Annotated in this window: 15 protein-coding genes; 5 read left to right on the forward strand and 10 right to left on the reverse strand. The window is 61.6% G+C overall.

All coding sequences use genetic code 11. The features are described from left to right. Nucleotides 1–276: 276 nt before the first annotated feature. Nucleotides 277–1,317: a threonine aldolase family protein gene (locus tag ACNFIC_RS12305; protein WP_138219306.1), complete on the forward strand. Its 1,041-nt coding sequence runs from the start codon at nucleotides 277–279 to the stop codon at nucleotides 1,315–1,317. A gap of 36 nt (nucleotides 1,318–1,353) precedes the next feature. Here ACNFIC_RS12305 and ACNFIC_RS12310 read toward each other — a convergent pair whose 3' ends face one another. The 3 genes from ACNFIC_RS12310 to gbcB all read right to left on the reverse strand — a co-directional run bounded on the left by ACNFIC_RS12310 (nucleotide 1,354) and on the right by gbcB (nucleotide 3,236). Then, nucleotides 1,354–1,656, reverse strand: coding sequence for a cell division protein ZapA (locus ACNFIC_RS12310; protein WP_138219307.1), 303 nt, complete (start codon nucleotides 1,654–1,656; stop codon nucleotides 1,354–1,356). Next, the gene (locus ACNFIC_RS12315) at nucleotides 1,653–1,862 is read right to left on the reverse strand and encodes a hypothetical protein (protein WP_138219308.1); all 210 of its coding nucleotides are present in this window, start codon (nucleotides 1,860–1,862) and stop codon (nucleotides 1,653–1,655) included. The genes ACNFIC_RS12310 and ACNFIC_RS12315 overlap by 4 nt, the downstream gene beginning before the upstream one ends. Nucleotides 1,863–2,135: 273 nt before the next feature. Next, nucleotides 2,136–3,236: a glycine-betaine demethylase subunit GbcB gene (gbcB, locus tag ACNFIC_RS12320; RefSeq protein WP_138219309.1), complete on the reverse strand. Its 1,101-nt coding sequence runs from the start codon at nucleotides 3,234–3,236 to the stop codon at nucleotides 2,136–2,138. A gap of 296 nt (nucleotides 3,237–3,532) precedes the next feature. On the opposite strand from gbcB, the gene gbcA reads away from it, so the two are divergent. Further along, entirely contained in the window at nucleotides 3,533–4,825 is a 1,293-nt protein-coding gene (gene gbcA, locus ACNFIC_RS12325) for a glycine-betaine demethylase subunit GbcA (RefSeq protein WP_138219310.1), read from the forward strand. Between the two features lie 50 nt (nucleotides 4,826–4,875). On the opposite strand, the gene ACNFIC_RS12330 is transcribed toward gbcA, so the two are convergent. The 7 genes from ACNFIC_RS12330 to ACNFIC_RS12360 all read right to left on the reverse strand — a co-directional run bounded on the left by ACNFIC_RS12330 (nucleotide 4,876) and on the right by ACNFIC_RS12360 (nucleotide 14,591). Beyond that, nucleotides 4,876–5,769, reverse strand: a complete 894-nt coding sequence (locus ACNFIC_RS12330; RefSeq protein ID WP_416781084.1) for an RHS repeat-associated core domain-containing protein — start codon at nucleotides 5,767–5,769, stop codon at nucleotides 4,876–4,878. A gap of 889 nt (nucleotides 5,770–6,658) precedes the next feature. Beyond that, nucleotides 6,659–7,429, reverse strand: coding sequence for an electron transfer flavoprotein subunit beta (locus ACNFIC_RS12335; RefSeq protein WP_138219313.1), 771 nt, complete (start codon nucleotides 7,427–7,429; stop codon nucleotides 6,659–6,661). A gap of 10 nt (nucleotides 7,430–7,439) precedes the next feature. Continuing rightward, nucleotides 7,440–8,672: an electron transfer flavoprotein subunit alpha/FixB family protein gene (locus ACNFIC_RS12340; RefSeq protein ID WP_416781085.1), complete on the reverse strand. Its 1,233-nt coding sequence runs from the start codon at nucleotides 8,670–8,672 to the stop codon at nucleotides 7,440–7,442. Next, complete coding sequence (gene dgcB, locus ACNFIC_RS12345) at nucleotides 8,672–10,621, reverse strand: dimethylglycine demethylation protein DgcB (RefSeq protein ID WP_416781086.1); 1,950 nt, start codon at nucleotides 10,619–10,621, stop codon at nucleotides 8,672–8,674. Before dgcB ends, ACNFIC_RS12340 begins: the two co-directional genes overlap by 1 nt. A 173-nt stretch (nucleotides 10,622–10,794) precedes the next feature. After that, nucleotides 10,795–12,855 (reverse strand): dimethylglycine demethylation protein DgcA, encoded by a 2,061-nt coding sequence (dgcA, locus tag ACNFIC_RS12350; RefSeq protein ID WP_138219317.1) that lies wholly within the window; start codon nucleotides 12,853–12,855, stop codon nucleotides 10,795–10,797. Between the two features lie 15 nt (nucleotides 12,856–12,870). Continuing rightward, entirely contained in the window at nucleotides 12,871–13,401 is a 531-nt protein-coding gene (locus ACNFIC_RS12355) for a DUF5943 domain-containing protein (RefSeq protein WP_138219318.1), read from the reverse strand. A gap of 212 nt (nucleotides 13,402–13,613) precedes the next feature. Next, complete coding sequence (locus tag ACNFIC_RS12360) at nucleotides 13,614–14,591, reverse strand: dipeptidase (protein WP_416781087.1); 978 nt, start codon at nucleotides 14,589–14,591, stop codon at nucleotides 13,614–13,616. A gap of 252 nt (nucleotides 14,592–14,843) precedes the next feature. On the opposite strand from ACNFIC_RS12360, the gene ACNFIC_RS12365 reads away from it, so the two are divergent. The 3 genes from ACNFIC_RS12365 to ACNFIC_RS12375 all read left to right on the forward strand — a co-directional run bounded on the left by ACNFIC_RS12365 (nucleotide 14,844) and on the right by ACNFIC_RS12375 (nucleotide 16,943). Beyond that, entirely contained in the window at nucleotides 14,844–15,620 is a 777-nt protein-coding gene (locus ACNFIC_RS12365; RefSeq protein WP_416781088.1) for a hypothetical protein, read from the forward strand. A 51-nt stretch (nucleotides 15,621–15,671) separates the two neighbouring features. Continuing rightward, on the forward strand, nucleotides 15,672–16,421 hold the full coding sequence (locus tag ACNFIC_RS12370) for a hypothetical protein (protein WP_416781089.1): 750 nt from the start codon (nucleotides 15,672–15,674) through the stop codon (nucleotides 16,419–16,421). A 120-nt stretch (nucleotides 16,422–16,541) separates the two neighbouring features. Continuing rightward, nucleotides 16,542–16,943 (forward strand): lysozyme inhibitor LprI family protein, encoded by a 402-nt coding sequence (locus ACNFIC_RS12375; RefSeq protein WP_138219321.1) that lies wholly within the window; start codon nucleotides 16,542–16,544, stop codon nucleotides 16,941–16,943. Nucleotides 16,944–17,032 lie beyond the last annotated feature (89 nt).

The raw sequence follows: 17,032 nt of genomic DNA on the forward strand, positions 1-17,032 counted from the left end.
TTGCGGCGATGTTATGACTGGGCCGGGGGGCACAGATGCCTGCGCGCGCCTTGCAATGGCGCGTTTACGACATTGACCGATTGGCAGTGATGGTCCTTTCGCGGTGGTCCGGTATTCCGGCCCGCTCCCATAGTCTTCCAGAGCGCTACAACCCCTGTGGGATCGGGCTTGCCCGCGCAAGGGCCAGTCCAGGCTAACAAGGCACCCCGGTTGTATAGGCAACCTGCGAATCAATGGTTTAGAGTGCTTTCCTGCGTCGTAAAAAGGACAGGCGTCATGACCGACAACAACCAACAATTCGCCAGCGACAACTACTCCGGCATCTGCCCTGAAGCCTGGAGCGCGATGGAAAAGGCCAACCAGGGCCATGAACGCGCCTACGGCGACGACCAATGGACCGAACGCGCCGCCGAGTATTTTCGTAAATTGTTCGAAACCGACTGCGAGGTGTTCTTCGCCTTCAACGGCACCGCTGCCAACTCTCTGGCCCTCGCCTCGCTGTGCCAGAGCTACCATAGCGTGATCTGTTCGGAGACTGCCCACGTCGAGACCGACGAGTGCGGCGCGCCGGAGTTCTTCTCCAATGGCTCCAAGCTACTCACCGCCGCCAGCGTCAGCGGCAAGCTCACCCCGCAGTCGATCCGCGAAGTGGCGCTCAAGCGCCAGGACATCCACTACCCCAAGCCACGCGTGGTGACCATCACCCAGGCCACCGAAGTTGGCACCGTGTACAGCCCCGAGGAGCTCAAGGCGATTAGCGCTACCTGCAAGGAGCTGGGCCTGAACCTGCACATGGACGGCGCGCGCTTCACCAACGCCTGTGCATTCCTCGGCTGCTCGCCGGCAGAGCTGACCTGGAAAGCCGGCGTCGATGTACTGTGCTTTGGCGGCACCAAGAACGGCATGGCGGTAGGCGAGGCGATCCTGTTCTTCAACCGCCAACTGGCCGAAGACTTCGACTACCGCTGCAAGCAGGCCGGGCAACTGGCCTCGAAGATGCGCTTCCTGTCTGCGCCCTGGGTGGGCCTGCTGGAAGACGGCGCCTGGCTGCGCCACGGCGCACACGCCAACCACTGCGCGCAGTTGCTGGCATCGCTGGTGAGTGACCTGCCGGGCATCGAGCTGATGTTCCCGGTGCAAGCCAACGGGGTGTTCCTGCACATGCCGGAGCCGGCCATCGAGGCCCTGCGCGCCAAGGGCTGGCGCTTCTACACCTTCATTGGCAGCGGCGGCGCGCGGTTCATGTGTTCGTGGGACACCGAAGAGGCGCGCGTGCGTCAGCTGGCGGCGGATATCCGCAGCATCGTCGGCGCCTGACGCCTAATCCTGCGCCCTTGCCGGGGCGCAGGACTTTTACTGCTCGCCGATGGTACGGCTGATGGCATCGACCGTGGCGTCGATCTGCGCTTGTGTGCGCTCAAGCGTCTGCTGATGCTCGCGCTGTAGCTCGATCTGCTTGGAGCACAGGTTCAGGGCAGCCAACACCAGGAGCTTGTCGCCAATCAGAGTCGGGTAATTGCGCTTGGTTTCGGCCAGGGCGGCATTGAGCATGCGCACGGCTTGGGACAGCGTCTCTTCCTGCCCCTCGGGCGCCTTGAGCGAATAGTCGTTGCCCAGGATCGACACGACATTGATCGGCTGCGCGTGCAGTCTCATGCGCCGACAACGCCAGCGCTGGCGCGGTCGACCAGCGCCTGGATGCGTGCGGCGGTCGCGCCGTGCTTCTCTTCCTGCTCCATCAGCGACAGTTGCAGGGTTTCGTTCTCTTCCTTGGCTTGGGCCAGTTCTTGGGCCAGTTGCGCGTTTTTGTGCATCAGGTCAGTGACCAGTTGCTCGAGTTGATTCAGGGAAGTTTCCAGCATGGGGGCAATCTCGGGTTGTTGCAGAGGGCGCACACGATAAGGAAAAACCTGCGCCACCGCCATTAAATATCGGATTCATAAGGTTTTTGCCTGGTCAGGTTGACCTGAGATTGGCCGGCTTGTTCCGGCTATGGGCAACCACTGGTCAGGAAACACCGCCGCCCCCGCCGCGCTGGTGCGCCCACAAGCAAACGCGGGCAAGCACACCCCCTTCGAGATCGCTTGATCCCTGTGGGGGCGGGCTTGCCCGCGAAGTTTCGAATTCGAGGCGGATCAGTATTCGATCCGTACGTCCCCTTTTGGCACGCTACAGCACGACAGGATATAGCCCTCGGCTTCATCCTCCTCGGTAATCCCGCCGTTGTGCTCCATAGTCACCTCACCGCCCAGCTTGAGCACCTTGCAGGTGCCGCAGATGCCCATGCCGCAGGCCTTGGGAATCATCAACCCGACCTTGGCCGCAGCAGCATGCACGGTTTCGCCAGGGGCGATGCGGATGCTCTTGTCGCTGTCGACGAACTCCACCAGGTTCAGGTCGCTGGCGTCGAGCTGTGGCGCATCGGCGGCAGCTTCGGCATGCTCCACCGCGTCGGCCTTGGCCTCGGGCGGCGTCGCGCCGAACGACTCCTCGTGGTAGTTCTTCATGTCGAAGCCAACCGCTTCGAGCATGCGCTTGACCGCGTTCATGTACGGCGTCGGGCCACAGCAGAAGATCACCCGCTCCATGTAGTCCGGGGCGATCAGTTCCATCAACCGCTGGTTCAGGTAACCCCGGTAGCCTGCCCAAGGCTCACCCAGGCCATGCTTCTCGCAAATGATGTGCAGGCTGAAGTTGGGGATGCGCGAGGCCATCTGTTCCAACTCACGGTGGAAGATGATGTCTTTCGGCGACCGGGCACTGTGTACGAAGACCATATCGACATTGGCGTTGGTGTCGTAGAACCAACGCGCCATCGACATGACCGGGGTGATGCCGACACCACCGGACAGGTACAGCATTTTCTGCGCCGGGAAATCGATGGCGTTGAACAAGCCCACCGGCCCGTGCACCGGCAGCTCGGTGCCTTCGTGCATGGTGTCGTGGAGGAAGTTGGAGACCAGCCCGCCGGGCACGCGCTTGACCGTGATCGAGAAACTGTAGGGCACCGACGGCGAGCTTGAGATGGTATAGGAACGCATCACCGGCTTGCCTTCGATCTCCAGCTCCAGGGTGACGAACTGCCCGGGCTTGAAGAAGAACATGATCGGCTGGTCCGCCATGAAGCAGAAGGTCCGCACGTCCCAGGTCTCCTGGATGACCTTGACGCAGCGCACGATGTGGCGGCCATTGGCCCAGGTCTGGGTGGTGACCGGATTGAGGAAGGTATCGGACATGTTCATCTCCAGCAGCCGACGATCGGCCTTTCTTATGGCTGCGATGATGCGCACTCCAGCGGCGCCGTACATTCCCATCCGCGACATCGGCGTACTTATCGCGACCAGCCCCACACCATAGGGGTTGGCGAGTCGGGATTCGATTCGGCCATGTCGCCCATGGATATGGTTCCTGGCGGCTTCGAACGCACACTCCTCGGCAAAACAACATGCTGTTTATCCACAAGCAGCCTTGCGGCACCACAACAACGATTAGCCACCTTTTTCCGGCCCCACACGGCCCCGAGGAATACACGATGGACGTCACCGCAACCCTGAGCCTGGGCGATCCACTGGAACCTGCACGCAAGGCCACCGCCGAGATGTTGCAGACCCGCGAGCGCACCTTCTCGCTGCCGCAACCGTTCTACACCGACGAGCGTCTGTTCCAGATCGACATGCAGGAGATCTTCCACAAGGAGTGGCTGATCGCCGGCATGACCTGCGAGATCCCGGCCAAGGGTAACTACATCACCCTGCAGATCGGCAAGAACCCGATCATCGTGGTGCGCGGCACCGAAGGCAAAGTGCATGCCTTCCACAACGTCTGTCGTCACCGTGGTTCGCGCCTGTGCGTGAGCGACAAGGGCAAGGTGGCCAAGCTGGTGTGCCCGTACCACCAGTGGACCTACGAGCTCGACGGCCGCCTACTGTTCGCCGGCACCGAGATGGGCGCCGACTTCGACATGAACCAGTACGGCTTGAAGCCTGTGAACGTGAAGGTGGCCGGCGGCTACATCTTCATCAGCCTGGCCGAGAACCCACCGGCAATCGACGAGTTCCTGGCAACGCTGGACCACTACATGGAACCGTACGACATGGAGAACACCAAGGTGGCGGTGCAAACCACCTTGATGGAGAAGGCCAACTGGAAGCTGGTGCTGGAAAACAACCGCGAGTGCTACCACTGCAACGGCTCGCACCCTGAGCTGCTGCAAACCCTGCTGGAGTGGGACGACACCAACGACCCGCGCGCCAGCCAGGAATTCAAGGACCACGTGGCCGCCTCGGCCGCCGCCTGGGATGCCGAGAAGATTCCTTACCTGCACAAGAGCCACGGCCTGCGTAACCGCATCGTGCGCATGCCGCTGCTCAAGGGCACCGTGTCGATGACCATGGACGGCAAGCAGGCCTGCCAGAAACTGATGGGCCGTATCAAGAATCCAGACCTGGGCTCGATGCGCATCCTGCACCTGCCGCACTCGTGGAACCATTGCATGGGCGATCACATGATCGTGTTCACCGTCTGGCCGATCAGCGCCCAGGAAACCATGGTCACCACCAAATGGCTGGTGCACAAGGACGCGGTCGAAGGCGTTGACTACAACCCCGAGAACATGCGCAAAGTGTGGGACGCAACCAACGACCAGGACCGCCGCCTGGCCGAAGAGAACCAGCGCGGGATCAACTCCACCGCTTATCAGCCAGGGCCTTACTCGAAGACCTATGAATTTGGCGTGGTGAACTTCATCGACTGGTACAGCCAGCGGGTGCTGGAGAACCTGGGGGCGGAGCCAGCGCCTTATTTGAAGGAAGTGAAGGCGCAGTGATGGGCCGGACGCCCGAGTAGGTGGAGTTGGCCTGCTCGGGCGCCTCGTCCCTAGACCCCCGTCTCGCGCACCGTACGAGCTGCCTCTTGAGGATCGGCTTGCTGCCAACGACGTTGGAAGTAAGCTCTCGTCGTGGCCCCCATGCGAAGCAGCCCATTGCCAGCATCGACGGCTATCTGGCCTGCTGTGTTCATGGCCCACACACCTCCCCGCACAACAGCTGATAAGCCTTCGTCCGCAAAGCTCAGTTCGAGTACGGTTTCTCTGAGCACCCTTCCCGTTTGCCCAGGATTGCTACGCAGAAAACGGTAAACATCTCGCGCCGCAAGGAAATTGGATGACAGCGCACCGGAAACGTTAGTGACCTGATTTGCGACGCCAATCCAGGTCACGGGTGACGCGAGATTGCTAGAACCCCAGCCATTCTCTACACCACTCTGGATCCCCCTTGCCATCCCTGATGTTCCAGAGATGAGATACTGGGTGTTACCCAGTCGGGTTGAAATATGCGGATCAGGAAAGGTGGCTGCACCTTGGTTGATACGTGAGATGACATTTCGAGCTGTCCGGATAATCGACCCAGACGTAGTGGCTGTGCTGGAAATGATGCCAACCGCCTGAACCACTTGGCTCCAGAAGTGGCCATTGGAATCCAAGCGATTTATTGGGTCTGCGCCACAGTAGCCATAGCCGTTGAAGCCCCCCTTCCCGAATGGGCTCATGGCGTCAGCTTGATGAAAACGCATGATTACAGGGTTGAACTGACGGTAGCCATTGCCCAGGTGATAACAACCTGTCAGGTCATCTCGGCGCTCACCGCAGAACGCACTCATCGGCCCGCCGTCGAGACGCGACAAGCCATAGGGTAGGTAGGCCCTGGGCGTGCCAGTGCCGAATCTGATGACTGACCGTTGGATGTCAGTAGCCAATAGGACAGAGGTCATGCGCATGCTCCTGGATCGCTACCGAGCAAGCTAACGCTCAAAGGCACCCGCGAAAACTAGCAAAAATGACAGGTAACGCTACCAACAGGTTATCCACAGTCTTGTACACAGCGCTCAGTTGCTCGTCGCAGGTAACCGCGCCTTCGATCATCAAGCAGCTACTGGTTAAATTTTGTACAAAACCACCAAAGCCACGTAAATAAAGGCTCGCAGCGCTTAGCGAACATCTTGTCCACAGAGCCGCCAACAAAATTTGTGTGGAACGGACAGGCACCCGAAACGTGCTGTGGAAAAGTGCTTTAACCTCAGGAAATCAGCCGCTTGCAGGGTGATTCGGAAGGATTGATCAAAAAACGATCTGATTCTTGCAGCCCTTTGAATCCGGGCCTTTCAGCGAAGGGCGAACATGTTATCCACAAAGCGGCCAACAGCGATTGTGGGCAAAGTGAGTGACAGAGTTCTGCCATTATCCACAAAACACTTGATCAATAATTGATCAAATCAATACAGCCCTTGATTTTAAAGGGCTGTAGCGAAGCGCAAACACTTTACCCACAGCTTGGCAAACAGATTTCGGGGGCAAGTCTGGAACACAGTTCCCTGTAGGAGATCACCCAGCCCTTTGGGCTGCGCTGTCGCGCAGAGAACTGATTTCGCAAGCGCTCCGCGTACCCTGTGGGAGCGGCGGTTCGGCGCCCCGACTTGCCCGCGAAGCAGGCGACTCGGTGGATGGCACCGGCTTTGCCGGTGTTCGCGGTGGTCCGGCACTCCGGCAAGCCCGCTCCCACAGATTCCTTCTAAATCAACAAGTTATGTGTAGTTCTATAAGAGCGGCCTTGCCGGTCCGGCGCCCCGGCAAGGCCGCTCCTACAAGGGGTACGCGTGGGTTTCAGCGCAGAACGCCCTCCTCCACCAGCAGCTTGAGGATCGCCTCTGCGCCTTCCTGCGGCGACACATCCTTGAGCACCTTGCCCCCACCGCCACTGGCCTTAGCCGTGGCGGCCTTCATGCGGTCAGCGCCGCTCTTGGCCTTGATCACCTTCAACCGCTTGGGCCGTGGCCGCGCCGGTTGCAGGGCGTCTTCCGCCAGTACAGGGTCATCCACCACCGCCACATTACGCGCTGCCAACACACCGCGTCGGGCGGGGCCAAAGGCGCTCTGGCGGGGCTTGGGCGCGGCGTTATCCACAGTCGCCAGCAGCGGCAGGCGCACCTTCAACCGACGCCGCTGACCGCGCGGCAAGGCTTGCAGCACCTGGGCGGTGCCATTTTCAATCGACTCCACCTCGGCCAGGCCCACCACCAACGGCCAGCCAAGCTTCTCGGCCAGCAAAAACGGGAGCATGCCGGACCCTTCGCCGGTTTCTGCCTGGCTGCCGGTCAGCACCAGTTGGGCACCCGCTTCACGCAGGTAGTCGCCAAGCACCCCGAGCACATCGGCGCCAGCAGGCTGCTCCAGCACATCCAAATGCTCCAGGCCCATGCCCAAATAAGCACGCAGCGCTTCTTCGCGGGGGTCGCCGGCATGTACCACCTGCAAGTTATCCCCAGCCAACTGCAAGCCCAGCTCCACGGCGCGGGCATCCTGCTCGGCACGACGCGCGCGGCCAGAGCTTGGGTGGGCACCAATCGAGACCAGGCTGATGACTTTCGTACTCATGCTCATGCCCTTATGCCGCGTCGCGCTGGCCGCCACTGCGGAAGTTGTCCACAGCCTCGATCAGCGCTTTCAGAATTGCCGAACTGTCGCCAATCACCGACAGGTCAGCCCGTTTGATCATGTCGCAGCCGGGGTCCATGTTGATCGCCACCACCTTGTCGCAAGCACCGATGCCTTGCAGGTGCTGGATCGCACCAGAGATCCCCACCGCCACATAAACCCGCGCCGTGACCCAGGTGCCGGTTGCACCGACCTGACGATTGCGCGGCATGAAGCCGTCGTCCACTGCCACCCGCGAAGCGCCTTCGGTGGCTCCCAATGCAGCGGTGGCCTTGTGGTACAGGTCCCAGTCCTTCACGCCGTTACCGCCCGAGACGATGAACTCGGCCTCGGCCATGGCAATAGCCGCCGGGTCGACCGCCACCGGGCCAAGGTCTTCGATGCGCGACAGGCTGCGTGCCACGCCTGTGGACAACTCGACCGGCAGCGCTTCGTGGCGGCTTTCACTGACAGGTTCCGCGCATTCGGCGGCGGCCAGGATCAAGCGTGGCAACGCGCGCTGGACATCCTGCTGGCCAGCCCCGGCGCGGCCAATGCACTGCCCGTCCTTGACCTGCCATACCCGCGTTGCCGGGCGCTCGCCCAGCGCTGCGGCGAAACGTCGGCCCAGCTCACCGCCACCGGTGCGGCTGTCGGGCAGCAGCCAGTGGCGTGGGGCGAACTGGTTATCCACAGCGCGCAGGCCCTGCACCAGTTGCTCCGGTGCATAACCTTCGAAGGCCTCGCCCTCGATGACCAGCACCCGGTCGACACCGGCTGTGGAAAAGTTGTTTTCCTTATGCTCGCCAAACACGATGGCGAGCACCGCACCGTCGCTGCCGGCCAGGCTGTGCGCCAGCCCCAGCAAGTCGCGGTCGTGGCTGCCAAGACGGCCACCGACCATATCTGGCACCACGGCGATGTAGAACGCAGGCTCCAACACTTGATGCAGCGGCAACTGCACTTCGGCGGCGGCAGTGCGGCGCCCGCCCACCCCAGTGCCCTGCTGGGCGCCGCTGCGGTCGATGCGCTTGAGCCCGGCCGGGCCAATGAAGCCGGCAGCAATCGCGTGAGGGTTCTTGCGCAGCAGGCCATTGGGGCCCATCCAGCGGGTCTGTTGCGTCTGCATCGCGGCGTGCAGCGGATGCAGGCGGTTACGGGCGATCCACTCGGCACGTGGGTCGCGGCGGATGATGTCGCTCATCAGTGCACCTCCGCAGGTTCACGTTTGGCCGGCTGCGACTTCGCGCCAGCAGGGGCTTCTTCGATCAGCACATCGGCTACCAACTCGGCGAGGTCCTTGATCTGCGGGCGCGGCTCGACCACGCCTTCGAGCATCGCCGTGCACTGTGGACAACCCACGGCCACCAGCTCAGCTTCGGTCTCGCGGATATCGTCCATGCGCATGTCGGGAATCCGCTGCTTGCCGGGGATATCGGTAATCGGCGCACCGCCGCCGCCGCCGCAGCAACGCGAACGGAAGCCCGAGCGCTGCATCTCACGCACTTCGATACCCAAGGCCTTGAGCACGTCGCGCGGGGCTTCGTATTCGCCGTTGTAGCGGCCCAGGTAGCACGGATCATGGTAGGTGACACTGCCGCCCTTGTGCTGGCCCAGGTTGAGCTTGTTCGCCGCGATCAGCTCGGCGATGTAGGTGCTGTGGTGCTGCACCTGATAGTCGCCGCCCAGCGCGCCGTACTCGTTCTTGAGCACATGGAAGCTGTGCGGATCGCACGTGACGATGCGCGCGAAACGATACTTGCCCAGCGTCTGAATATTACGCTTGGCCAACTGCTGGAAAGTCGCTTCGTCGCCCAGGCGCCGGGCCACGTCGCCGCTGTCGCGCTCTTCGAGGCCGAGCACGGCGAAGTCCACACCAGAAGCCTTGAGCACCTTGACGAAGGCGCGCAGGGTGCGCTGGTTACGCATGTCGAAAGCACCGTCGCCAACCCAGAACAGTACCTCGGTGGCTTTCACCTCCGAGAGCAGCTTGAGGTTCAGGTCAGCCGCCCAGTTCATGCGCCCGCCTGGCGCGAAGCCGCCTGGGTTATCGGTAGCGATCAGGTTGTCCAGCACCTCGGCGCCCTTGTTCGGGGTAGCGCCTTTTTCCAGGGTGAGGTGGCGGCGCATGTCGACGATGGCGTCCACGTGCTCGATCATCATCGGGCACTCTTCCACGCAGGCGCGGCAGGTGGTGCACGACCACAGGGTTTCGGCATCCACCAGGCCATTGACGATCGGCTGGTGCGGATGGCCGCCGTGCTCACCGACCGGTTTGCCCGGATAGGGGCTGCCGGCAAATTGCGCATCGGTGCCACCGGCCAGGCCAATGACCATGTCCTGGATGAGCTTTTTCGGGTTCAGCGGCTGACCGGCGGCGAACGCCGGGCACATGGCCTCGCATTTGCCGCACTGCACGCAGGCGTCGAAGCCCAGCAGTTGGTTCCAGGTGAAATCAACCGGCTTTTCCACGCCCAGCGGCGCGTTCGGGTCTTCCAGGTCAAGCGGTTTGAGGCCGGTGGAGCGCCCACCACCGAAGCGCTCGGCGCGGCGGTGCCAAGCCAGGTGCAAGGCGCCGGCGAAGGCGTGCTTCATTGGCCCGCCCCAGGTCATGCCGAAGAACAGCTCGGATACACCCCACAGCACGCCGACGCCCAGCACGGCCACCAGCACCCAGCCACCGGTGCCTTCGGGCAGGATACCCGCCACCGGCAAGGTCGCGATGAAGAAGCTCGCCGCGAACATCAGCAGGCTCTTGGGCAGGCGCATCCACGGGCCTTTGGACAGCCGTGAGGGCGGGTTCAAGCGACGTTTGAAGACGAAGATCGCACCGCTGAACATGATGACCGTGGCCACCAGCAGGGCGTAGCCGAGGATCTTGCTGTGCAGGCCAAAGCCATGCACCAGGATCGCCAGCACGGCCGATAGCACGAAGCCGCCAGCGGTGGCCACGTGGGTCTTGGACATGTACTTGTCGCGCTCGACTACGTGGTGCAGGTCCACCAGGTAGCGGCGCGGCATGGCCAGCAGGCCACCAAGCAGATTCACCGGGCTCGGCCGGCCACGCCGCCACATGCGCACCCGGCGCACGGCGCCGAGCAGCGCCAGGGCGAGGGCCGCGAACAGCAGGATGGGTAGAAGGGTGTTCAACATGGGAAGCTCCCACAACAGCGGTTGCAAGGGGGTCAGGCCCCTGGAATCCTGCACCGGCCCTGTGGGAGCGGGCTTGCCCGCGAATGCGTCAGGTCAGACAATCCTGTTGTTCGTGCTAACGCTTTCGCGGGCAAGCCCGCTCCCACAGGGGCCGGTGTGTGCCGACAGATCGATCAGAAGTCCTTGCACAGGCGCAAGGCGTCGTAGATCGCCGCATGCACGTTGCGCTGGGCCACACAGTCGCCGATGCGGTACAGCAGGTAGCCTTCACCTGGCTGGCTGAGGATCGGCTGCGGCTTGATCGCGAACAGTGCTTCCACGTCGATCTGGCCCTTGTTACGCGAACCGTCCTTGAGCGCGTAGTACAGCTGCTCGTCAGGTCGCACGCCGTTCTCCACCACCACCTGATCCACCACCCGCTCTTCCTTGGCACCGGTGTACTCGTTCTCGAGCACCGCCACCAGCTTGTCGCCCTCGCGGTAGACCTTCTCCAGCATCATGTCGCCGGTCATGACCACTTCTTTCGGGTACATGCTGCGGTAGTAGGTTGGGAATGTCGTACCGCCCATGGCCACGCCCGGCTTGATGTCGTCGGTGACGATTTCGACCTGGCTGCCCTTGTCGGCGATGAAGTCCGCCACCGACATACCGGTGAACTCGCAGATGGTGTCGTACACCAGCACGTTCTTGCCAGGTGCGACCTTGCCGTCGAGCACATCCCAGCTGCTGACCACCAGTCCCTCGGCGGCACCCCAGTGCTCGTTCTGCTCAAGGAACGAATGGCCACCCACCGCCAGTACGATGATGTCCGGGCGCAGGTCCTGGATGGTCGCCACGTCGGCGGCGGTGCCCAGGCGCAAATCGACCTTCAGGCGGGTCAGTTCCAGTTGATACCAGCGAGTAATACCGGCGATCTGGTCACGTTGCGGGGCCTTGGCGGCGATGGTGATCTGCCCGCCGATCTGGTCTTTCTTCTCGAACAGGGTCACGTCATGGCCACGTTCGGCCGCCACTCGCGCGGCTTCCATACCGGCAGGGCCGGCACCGACGATCACGACCTTGCGCTTCTGGCCGGTGGTTTTTTCGATGATGTGCGGCACACCCATGTATTCACGGGAGGTCGCGGCGTTCTGGATGCACAGCACATCCAAGCCTTGGTACTGACGGTCGATGCAGTAGTTGGCGCCGACGCACTGCTTGATCTGGTCCACCTGACCCATCTTGATCTTGGCGATCAGATGCGGGTCGGCCATGTGCGCGCGGGTCATGCCGACCATGTCGACGTAACCGCCTTCGAGAATGCGCGTGGCCTGGTTCGGATCCTTGATGTTCTGCGCGTGCAGCACCGGGACCTTGACCACTTCCTTGATACCCGCCGCCAGGTGCAGGAACGGCTCTGGCGGGTAGCTCATGTTGGGGATGACGTTGGCCAAGGTGTTGTGGGTGTCGCAACCCGAGCCGACCACGCCGATGAAATCGAGCATGCCAGTGGCATCGTAGTAGGCCGCGATCTGTTTCATGTCCTCGTGGCTCAGGCCATCGGGGTGGAACTCGTCACCGCAGATACGCATGCCCACGCAGAAATCATCGCCCACCTCGGCGCGCACGGCCTTGAGCACTTCCAGGCCGAACTTCATGCGGCCTTCGAAGGTGCCACCCCACTCATCGGTACGTTTGTTGACCCGCGGGCTCCAGAACTGGTCGATCATGTGCTGGTGAACCGCCGACAGCTCGACGCCGTCCAGGCCACCTTCCTTGGCACGCCGCGCAGCTTGCGCGTAGTTGCCGATCACCCGCCAGATCTCTTCTACCTCGATGGTCTTGCAGGTCGCGCGGTGCACCGGCTCGCGGATGCCCGACGGCGACATCAGCGTCGGCCAGTTGAAACCGTCCCAACGCGAGCGGCGCCCCATGTGGGTAATCTGGATCATGATCTTGGCGCCATGCTTGTGCATGGCATCTGCCAGGTTCTGGAAATGCGGAATGATACGGTCGGTGGACAGGTTCACCGAAGACCACCATTCCTGCGGGCTGTCGATGGCCACCACCGACGAGCCACCGCAGATCGCCAGGCCGATACCGCCCTTGGCCTTCTCTTCGTAATACTTCACGTAGCGGTCGGTGGTCATGCCGCCGTCAGTGGCGTAGACCTCGGCGTGCGCGGTGCTGAGCACGCGGTTGCGGATGGTCAACTTGCCGATCTGAATCGGCTGGAACATTGCTTCGAATGCCATGACGCTATCTCCGGCTTACAACGGCTTGGTGACGAACAGGCCATCTTCGTGGCCTTCTTCCGAACCGCCGTAGACCTGTTCGGCCACGGTGCGGATCGAGCTGCCGCGGGCAGCGAGAATCTGGTCCATGGCGCCGGCGAACCAGCCGGTGAACATGTAGTCGACCTTGCGACCGCACTTGCCATACACGTACACGAACGCCGAGTGCTTGAGCTTGACGCTGCAAGTGCCCTTGTCCAGGTCGATATCCTGGATCTCGAACAAGCCCCAGCCACGCTGGCTCAGGCGCTTCATGTAGTGTTCGAACACCGCCACGCCTTCCAGGCCATGGCACTCGGCTTCTTTCTCGCACCAGTGCCAGGCGGATTTGTAACCGGCCTTGTAGAGGATTTCAGCGTACTTCTCGGCGCCGAGCACTTCTTCGATGCCCATGTGGTTGTTGACGAAGAAGTGGCGCGGCACATACAGCATCGGCAGGGCGTCGCTGGTCCACACACCGGTTTCGCTGTCGACTTCGATTGGCAATTGGGGGGCGATTTTGGCCATGGAAACTCAACTCCAGAATTTTTTGTTTGCGATCAGAAGCCGCTTTGGCTTTTGCTTTTATAAACAGCCGTAGTGAGTGCTGTTGGGGCCGTAGCGAGCGCGTCAAGCGCAAGGAAGGGCCGAAGCGAAAAGCGAGACAGTGCCGAGGCACGGCGAGCTTTTCGTGAGGGCCTGACGCAGCGATTGGCGCGCGCAGTAGGCCCCAGCAGTGCTCACTCGCCCCAGACGTCCTTGAGGACGCTTACCCAGTTCTCACCCATGATCTTGCGTACCACACGCTCGGAATGGCCGCGTTTGAGCAGGGTTTCGGTGAGGTTGGGGAACTCGCCGACGGTGCGGATCCCCAATGGGTTGATGATCTTGCCGAAGTTGGTCAGGCGGCGGGCGTAGCCCTTGTCGTGGGTCAGGTACTCGAAGAAGTCCTGGCCGTGGCCCTGGGTGAAGTCGGTACCAATACCGATGGCGTCTTCACCGACGATGTTCATGGTGTACTCGATGGCCTCGGCGTAGTCGTCGATGGTCGAGTCGATGCCCTTGGCCAGGAACGGCGCGAACATGGTCACACCAACGAAGCCGCCATGGTCGGCGATGAACTTCAGCTCTTCATCGGACTTGTTGCGTGGGTGTTCCTTGAGCCCCGACGGCAGGCAGTGTGAGTAGCACACGGGCTTTTTCGATTCGAGGATGACTTCCTCGGAGGTTTTCGAGCCCACGTGCGAGAGGTCGCACATGATGCCAACACGGTTCATCTCGGCGACGATCTCGCGGCCGAAGCCCGACAGGCCGCCGTCACGCTCGTAACAGCCGGTGCCGACCAGGTTCTGGGTGTTGTAGCACATTTGCACGATGCCCACGCCGAGCTGCTTGAACACGTCGACATAGGCGATCTGATCTTCGAACGCATGGGCATTCTGGAAACCGAAGAGGATGCCGGTCTTGCCCAGCTCCTTGGCCTTGCGGATATCGGCGGTGGTGCGCACCGGCATCACCAGATCGCTGTTGTCGCGGATCAGCTTCTGGCTGGCGGCGATCTGGTCGACGGTCGCCTTGAACCCTTCCCACACCGATACCGTGCAGTTGGCCGCAGTCAGCCCGCCCTTGCGCATGTCCTCGAACAGCTCGCGGTTCCATTTGGCAATGATCAGACCGTCGATGACGATGCTGTCGGCGTGAAGTTCGGCTGGGCTCATCAGGCTGTCCCCTTTTTGACTTGGGCTGCGCCTGACCTTGTGCCGGCGCTTTGGGGCCAGCATATGCCTGTGCTCGCAGGCGCCCCGATGCAAAAACGACAGGGGGTTTGCCGAAAGCGTCAAGCGGTTGCGCATGGGCGGGTACAGGGCTTCCCATCCCTGCATCGCCTCCCTCTGCAATACCCCTGCGCGATTACGCACGCTTGGTCCGCAACCCGCAATCGGGACAATCCCGCCACTGGAGAAATGACCATGCTGCAATCCGAAACCAACCAGTACCTGTCCGAGATCATCCTGCCGCGTCGCCCAGCGCCACGTGCGCGCATGGGACTGCTTCAGTCCGCACCGAGCTTCTACTCTGCGTCCGACTTGATCACCCCTGGGCAGGAAAACGGTGCCGTCATTGGTGAAGCGGTGGTCGGTATGACCGATCGCCTGTCGGAAGACAATGCCATCGACGTCATGAACTGCGTGTCGCTCGCGCAACAAATCGCCGAATCCAAATTCAACAAGGAGCGCGACCTGCCCGCCTGGACAGAGGAATACAACAAAGCCCTACGGATGTTTGGCTGGACCACCGCCAACTACATTCGCCAACGCTACTCGCCGTCGGCCACCTCTTTCAGCATGGATCAGATCGCCCTGGACATCATCCGGGCGGCGGCAGGCGGTGCCTCGGAACTGACGAGCATCGCAGAAAAGGCATTGATCGGCACCGAACAGAACTCAAAGGCGCTCAACCTGCTGGAAAACAACAGTGCCTCCGAATCCTTGGCAACCTTCCAGACCCTGCCGTGCACCGAGTCATCCAGAGGTGTGCCGTCGATGATCATGATGAGTATCGACTTCAAGAAAGAGGTGAGAACCAAACGGGTGCTGTTCTTCAAGTTCAGCAAAACCGAGGTAACCATCAACCGAGCTGCCGGACGCTACGAGCTCAACGTCAGGGCCTACGCCAACATCCGCAACCGGGTGGAGGATCTGCTGGCTCAGGGCGCCAATGACTATCTGGAAGGCATCACTCTGTGAACCCTCCGCGCTGGCCAGGGTTTGGCCAGCGCATCAGCCAAGGAAAACACCATGCCTAAAGCTCACCATGCCTATGTCAATGCCGCCCAGATCGTCGTCTGCGCGCCCAACGTGTCAGCTCAGCTGGAAAAAGACGCCCTGCAATCGGCCCTGTGCGCCCAATTGCTGGCCGACAAAGCCGATTACCGCAGCACCAGCGACTGGCAGCATCAATACAGCAAGGCGTTGCTGAAAATGCTTTGGCTACGTACATCGTTCTCAACCGCCCAGCTGAACCTTGCAGGCAACAGCCAATCGCTTATCGAGCTCGTCAGGCAATGCCTGAGCGATCCATCGCTCAGGGCTATTGGGCACAAGGTATTGGGCAATCTGCGCAGGTCGCTGAACGCACCGGCGCTGCAAGTGCTGCACGACTCACTGAAAAAACCCAATCAAGGCCCGCACGCGACAGGTATCTACATTGAAATGGTGCTGCTAGAGAGCGAAAAGTCGATCCACTCACTCAGCCTCACCCTTGACAACGTGCGGTTGCCCTCAACGAAGAACTGGCTGGTTGACCCGCTCGTGGTTACCGGCCAGCGAGCGCATGGGTACGCGCAGCTAGCGGCCTATCAACTGCAACCGACCTATCGCAACCTGCGCGCCACGGTGCAAAGCAAGCTCAATGACTGGCCGGACCGGCTGACGCTCGCCATTCTGAATGTCGAGGACACCGTCCCAGGGTGGGTCGACGCTGATCCTGCCAACGGGCTACATGGCGCCTCCCCAATCACGAAACCTGTAGGCCAGTTGCCTGACTGATCGGCAATGTGTGCTGCACGCCCGGCAATGGCTCTGTTCATGCCGGGCAACCCTGTTCAACGCTGCGGCTCTGAGCGAGAATCCGCTTTCGTTGGCTACAGAAGCCAGGAGAGAGTAAAAATGAGAACGTTGGCAGGGCTGCTGTTAGTGACATGCGCATGGGCGGCACACGCCGCGAACGATGAAAGCACGCCGTGCGACAACGTCGAGAACGATCAACAGAGTTACGCCTGTGCCGCGTACAACCGGCAAACCGCAGAGCGTGAACTCAAAGCTGCCTACGACGACCTGATCCAGCGCATTCGCGACCAGTACGCAGACGAAAGCGACAAGGCCAGTGCGCTGACCGGGCGTATGGAGGCGGCCGAAAAGCTCTGGCTGCAATTGCGCGATGCCGATTGCAAGGTCGAGACCTACGCCGAGAAACCCGGCAGCAAGGCATTCGAGGCGGCGTGGAATACCTGCGTGGCGCAGCGCAGTGACGAGCGCTCAGAGTATCTGCAAGGGATTGGCCAGCAGTAAGCCTGCCCGAGCCCGTAAGTGGTCGCTTCTACGGTCGTGTAGGAGCGGCCTCGTGCCGCGAAAGGGCTGCACAGCAGCCCCGGCGGTGG

It is taken from the genome of Pseudomonas sp. NY15463, from assembly GCF_048068415.1.
GTDB lineage: Bacteria > Pseudomonadota > Gammaproteobacteria > Pseudomonadales > Pseudomonadaceae > Aquipseudomonas > Aquipseudomonas mosselii_C.

What these genes read in the sequence shown, in the direction of transcription:
- ACNFIC_RS12305 (WP_138219306.1), top strand. Translation starts at nt 277, where the DNA reads ATGACCGACAACAACCAACAATTCGCCAGCGACAACTACTCCGGCATC.
- ACNFIC_RS12310 (WP_138219307.1), bottom strand. Translation starts at nt 1,656, where the DNA reads ATGAGACTGCACGCGCAGCCGATCAATGTCGTGTCGATCCTGGGCAAC.
- ACNFIC_RS12315 (WP_138219308.1), bottom strand. Translation starts at nt 1,862, where the DNA reads ATGCTGGAAACTTCCCTGAATCAACTCGAGCAACTGGTCACTGACCTG.
- gbcB (WP_138219309.1), bottom strand. Translation starts at nt 3,236, where the DNA reads ATGTCCGATACCTTCCTCAATCCGGTCACCACCCAGACCTGGGCCAAT.
- gbcA (WP_138219310.1), top strand. Translation starts at nt 3,533, where the DNA reads ATGGACGTCACCGCAACCCTGAGCCTGGGCGATCCACTGGAACCTGCA.
- ACNFIC_RS12330 (WP_416781084.1), bottom strand. Translation starts at nt 5,769, where the DNA reads ATGACCTCTGTCCTATTGGCTACTGACATCCAACGGTCAGTCATCAGA.
- ACNFIC_RS12335 (WP_138219313.1), bottom strand. Translation starts at nt 7,429, where the DNA reads ATGAGTACGAAAGTCATCAGCCTGGTCTCGATTGGTGCCCACCCAAGC.
- ACNFIC_RS12340 (WP_416781085.1), bottom strand. Translation starts at nt 8,672, where the DNA reads ATGAGCGACATCATCCGCCGCGACCCACGTGCCGAGTGGATCGCCCGT.
- dgcB (WP_416781086.1), bottom strand. Translation starts at nt 10,621, where the DNA reads ATGTTGAACACCCTTCTACCCATCCTGCTGTTCGCGGCCCTCGCCCTG.
- dgcA (WP_138219317.1), bottom strand. Translation starts at nt 12,855, where the DNA reads ATGGCATTCGAAGCAATGTTCCAGCCGATTCAGATCGGCAAGTTGACC.
- ACNFIC_RS12355 (WP_138219318.1), bottom strand. Translation starts at nt 13,401, where the DNA reads ATGGCCAAAATCGCCCCCCAATTGCCAATCGAAGTCGACAGCGAAACC.
- ACNFIC_RS12360 (WP_416781087.1), bottom strand. Translation starts at nt 14,591, where the DNA reads ATGAGCCCAGCCGAACTTCACGCCGACAGCATCGTCATCGACGGTCTG.
- ACNFIC_RS12365 (WP_416781088.1), top strand. Translation starts at nt 14,844, where the DNA reads ATGCTGCAATCCGAAACCAACCAGTACCTGTCCGAGATCATCCTGCCG.
- ACNFIC_RS12370 (WP_416781089.1), top strand. Translation starts at nt 15,672, where the DNA reads ATGCCTAAAGCTCACCATGCCTATGTCAATGCCGCCCAGATCGTCGTC.
- ACNFIC_RS12375 (WP_138219321.1), top strand. Translation starts at nt 16,542, where the DNA reads ATGAGAACGTTGGCAGGGCTGCTGTTAGTGACATGCGCATGGGCGGCA.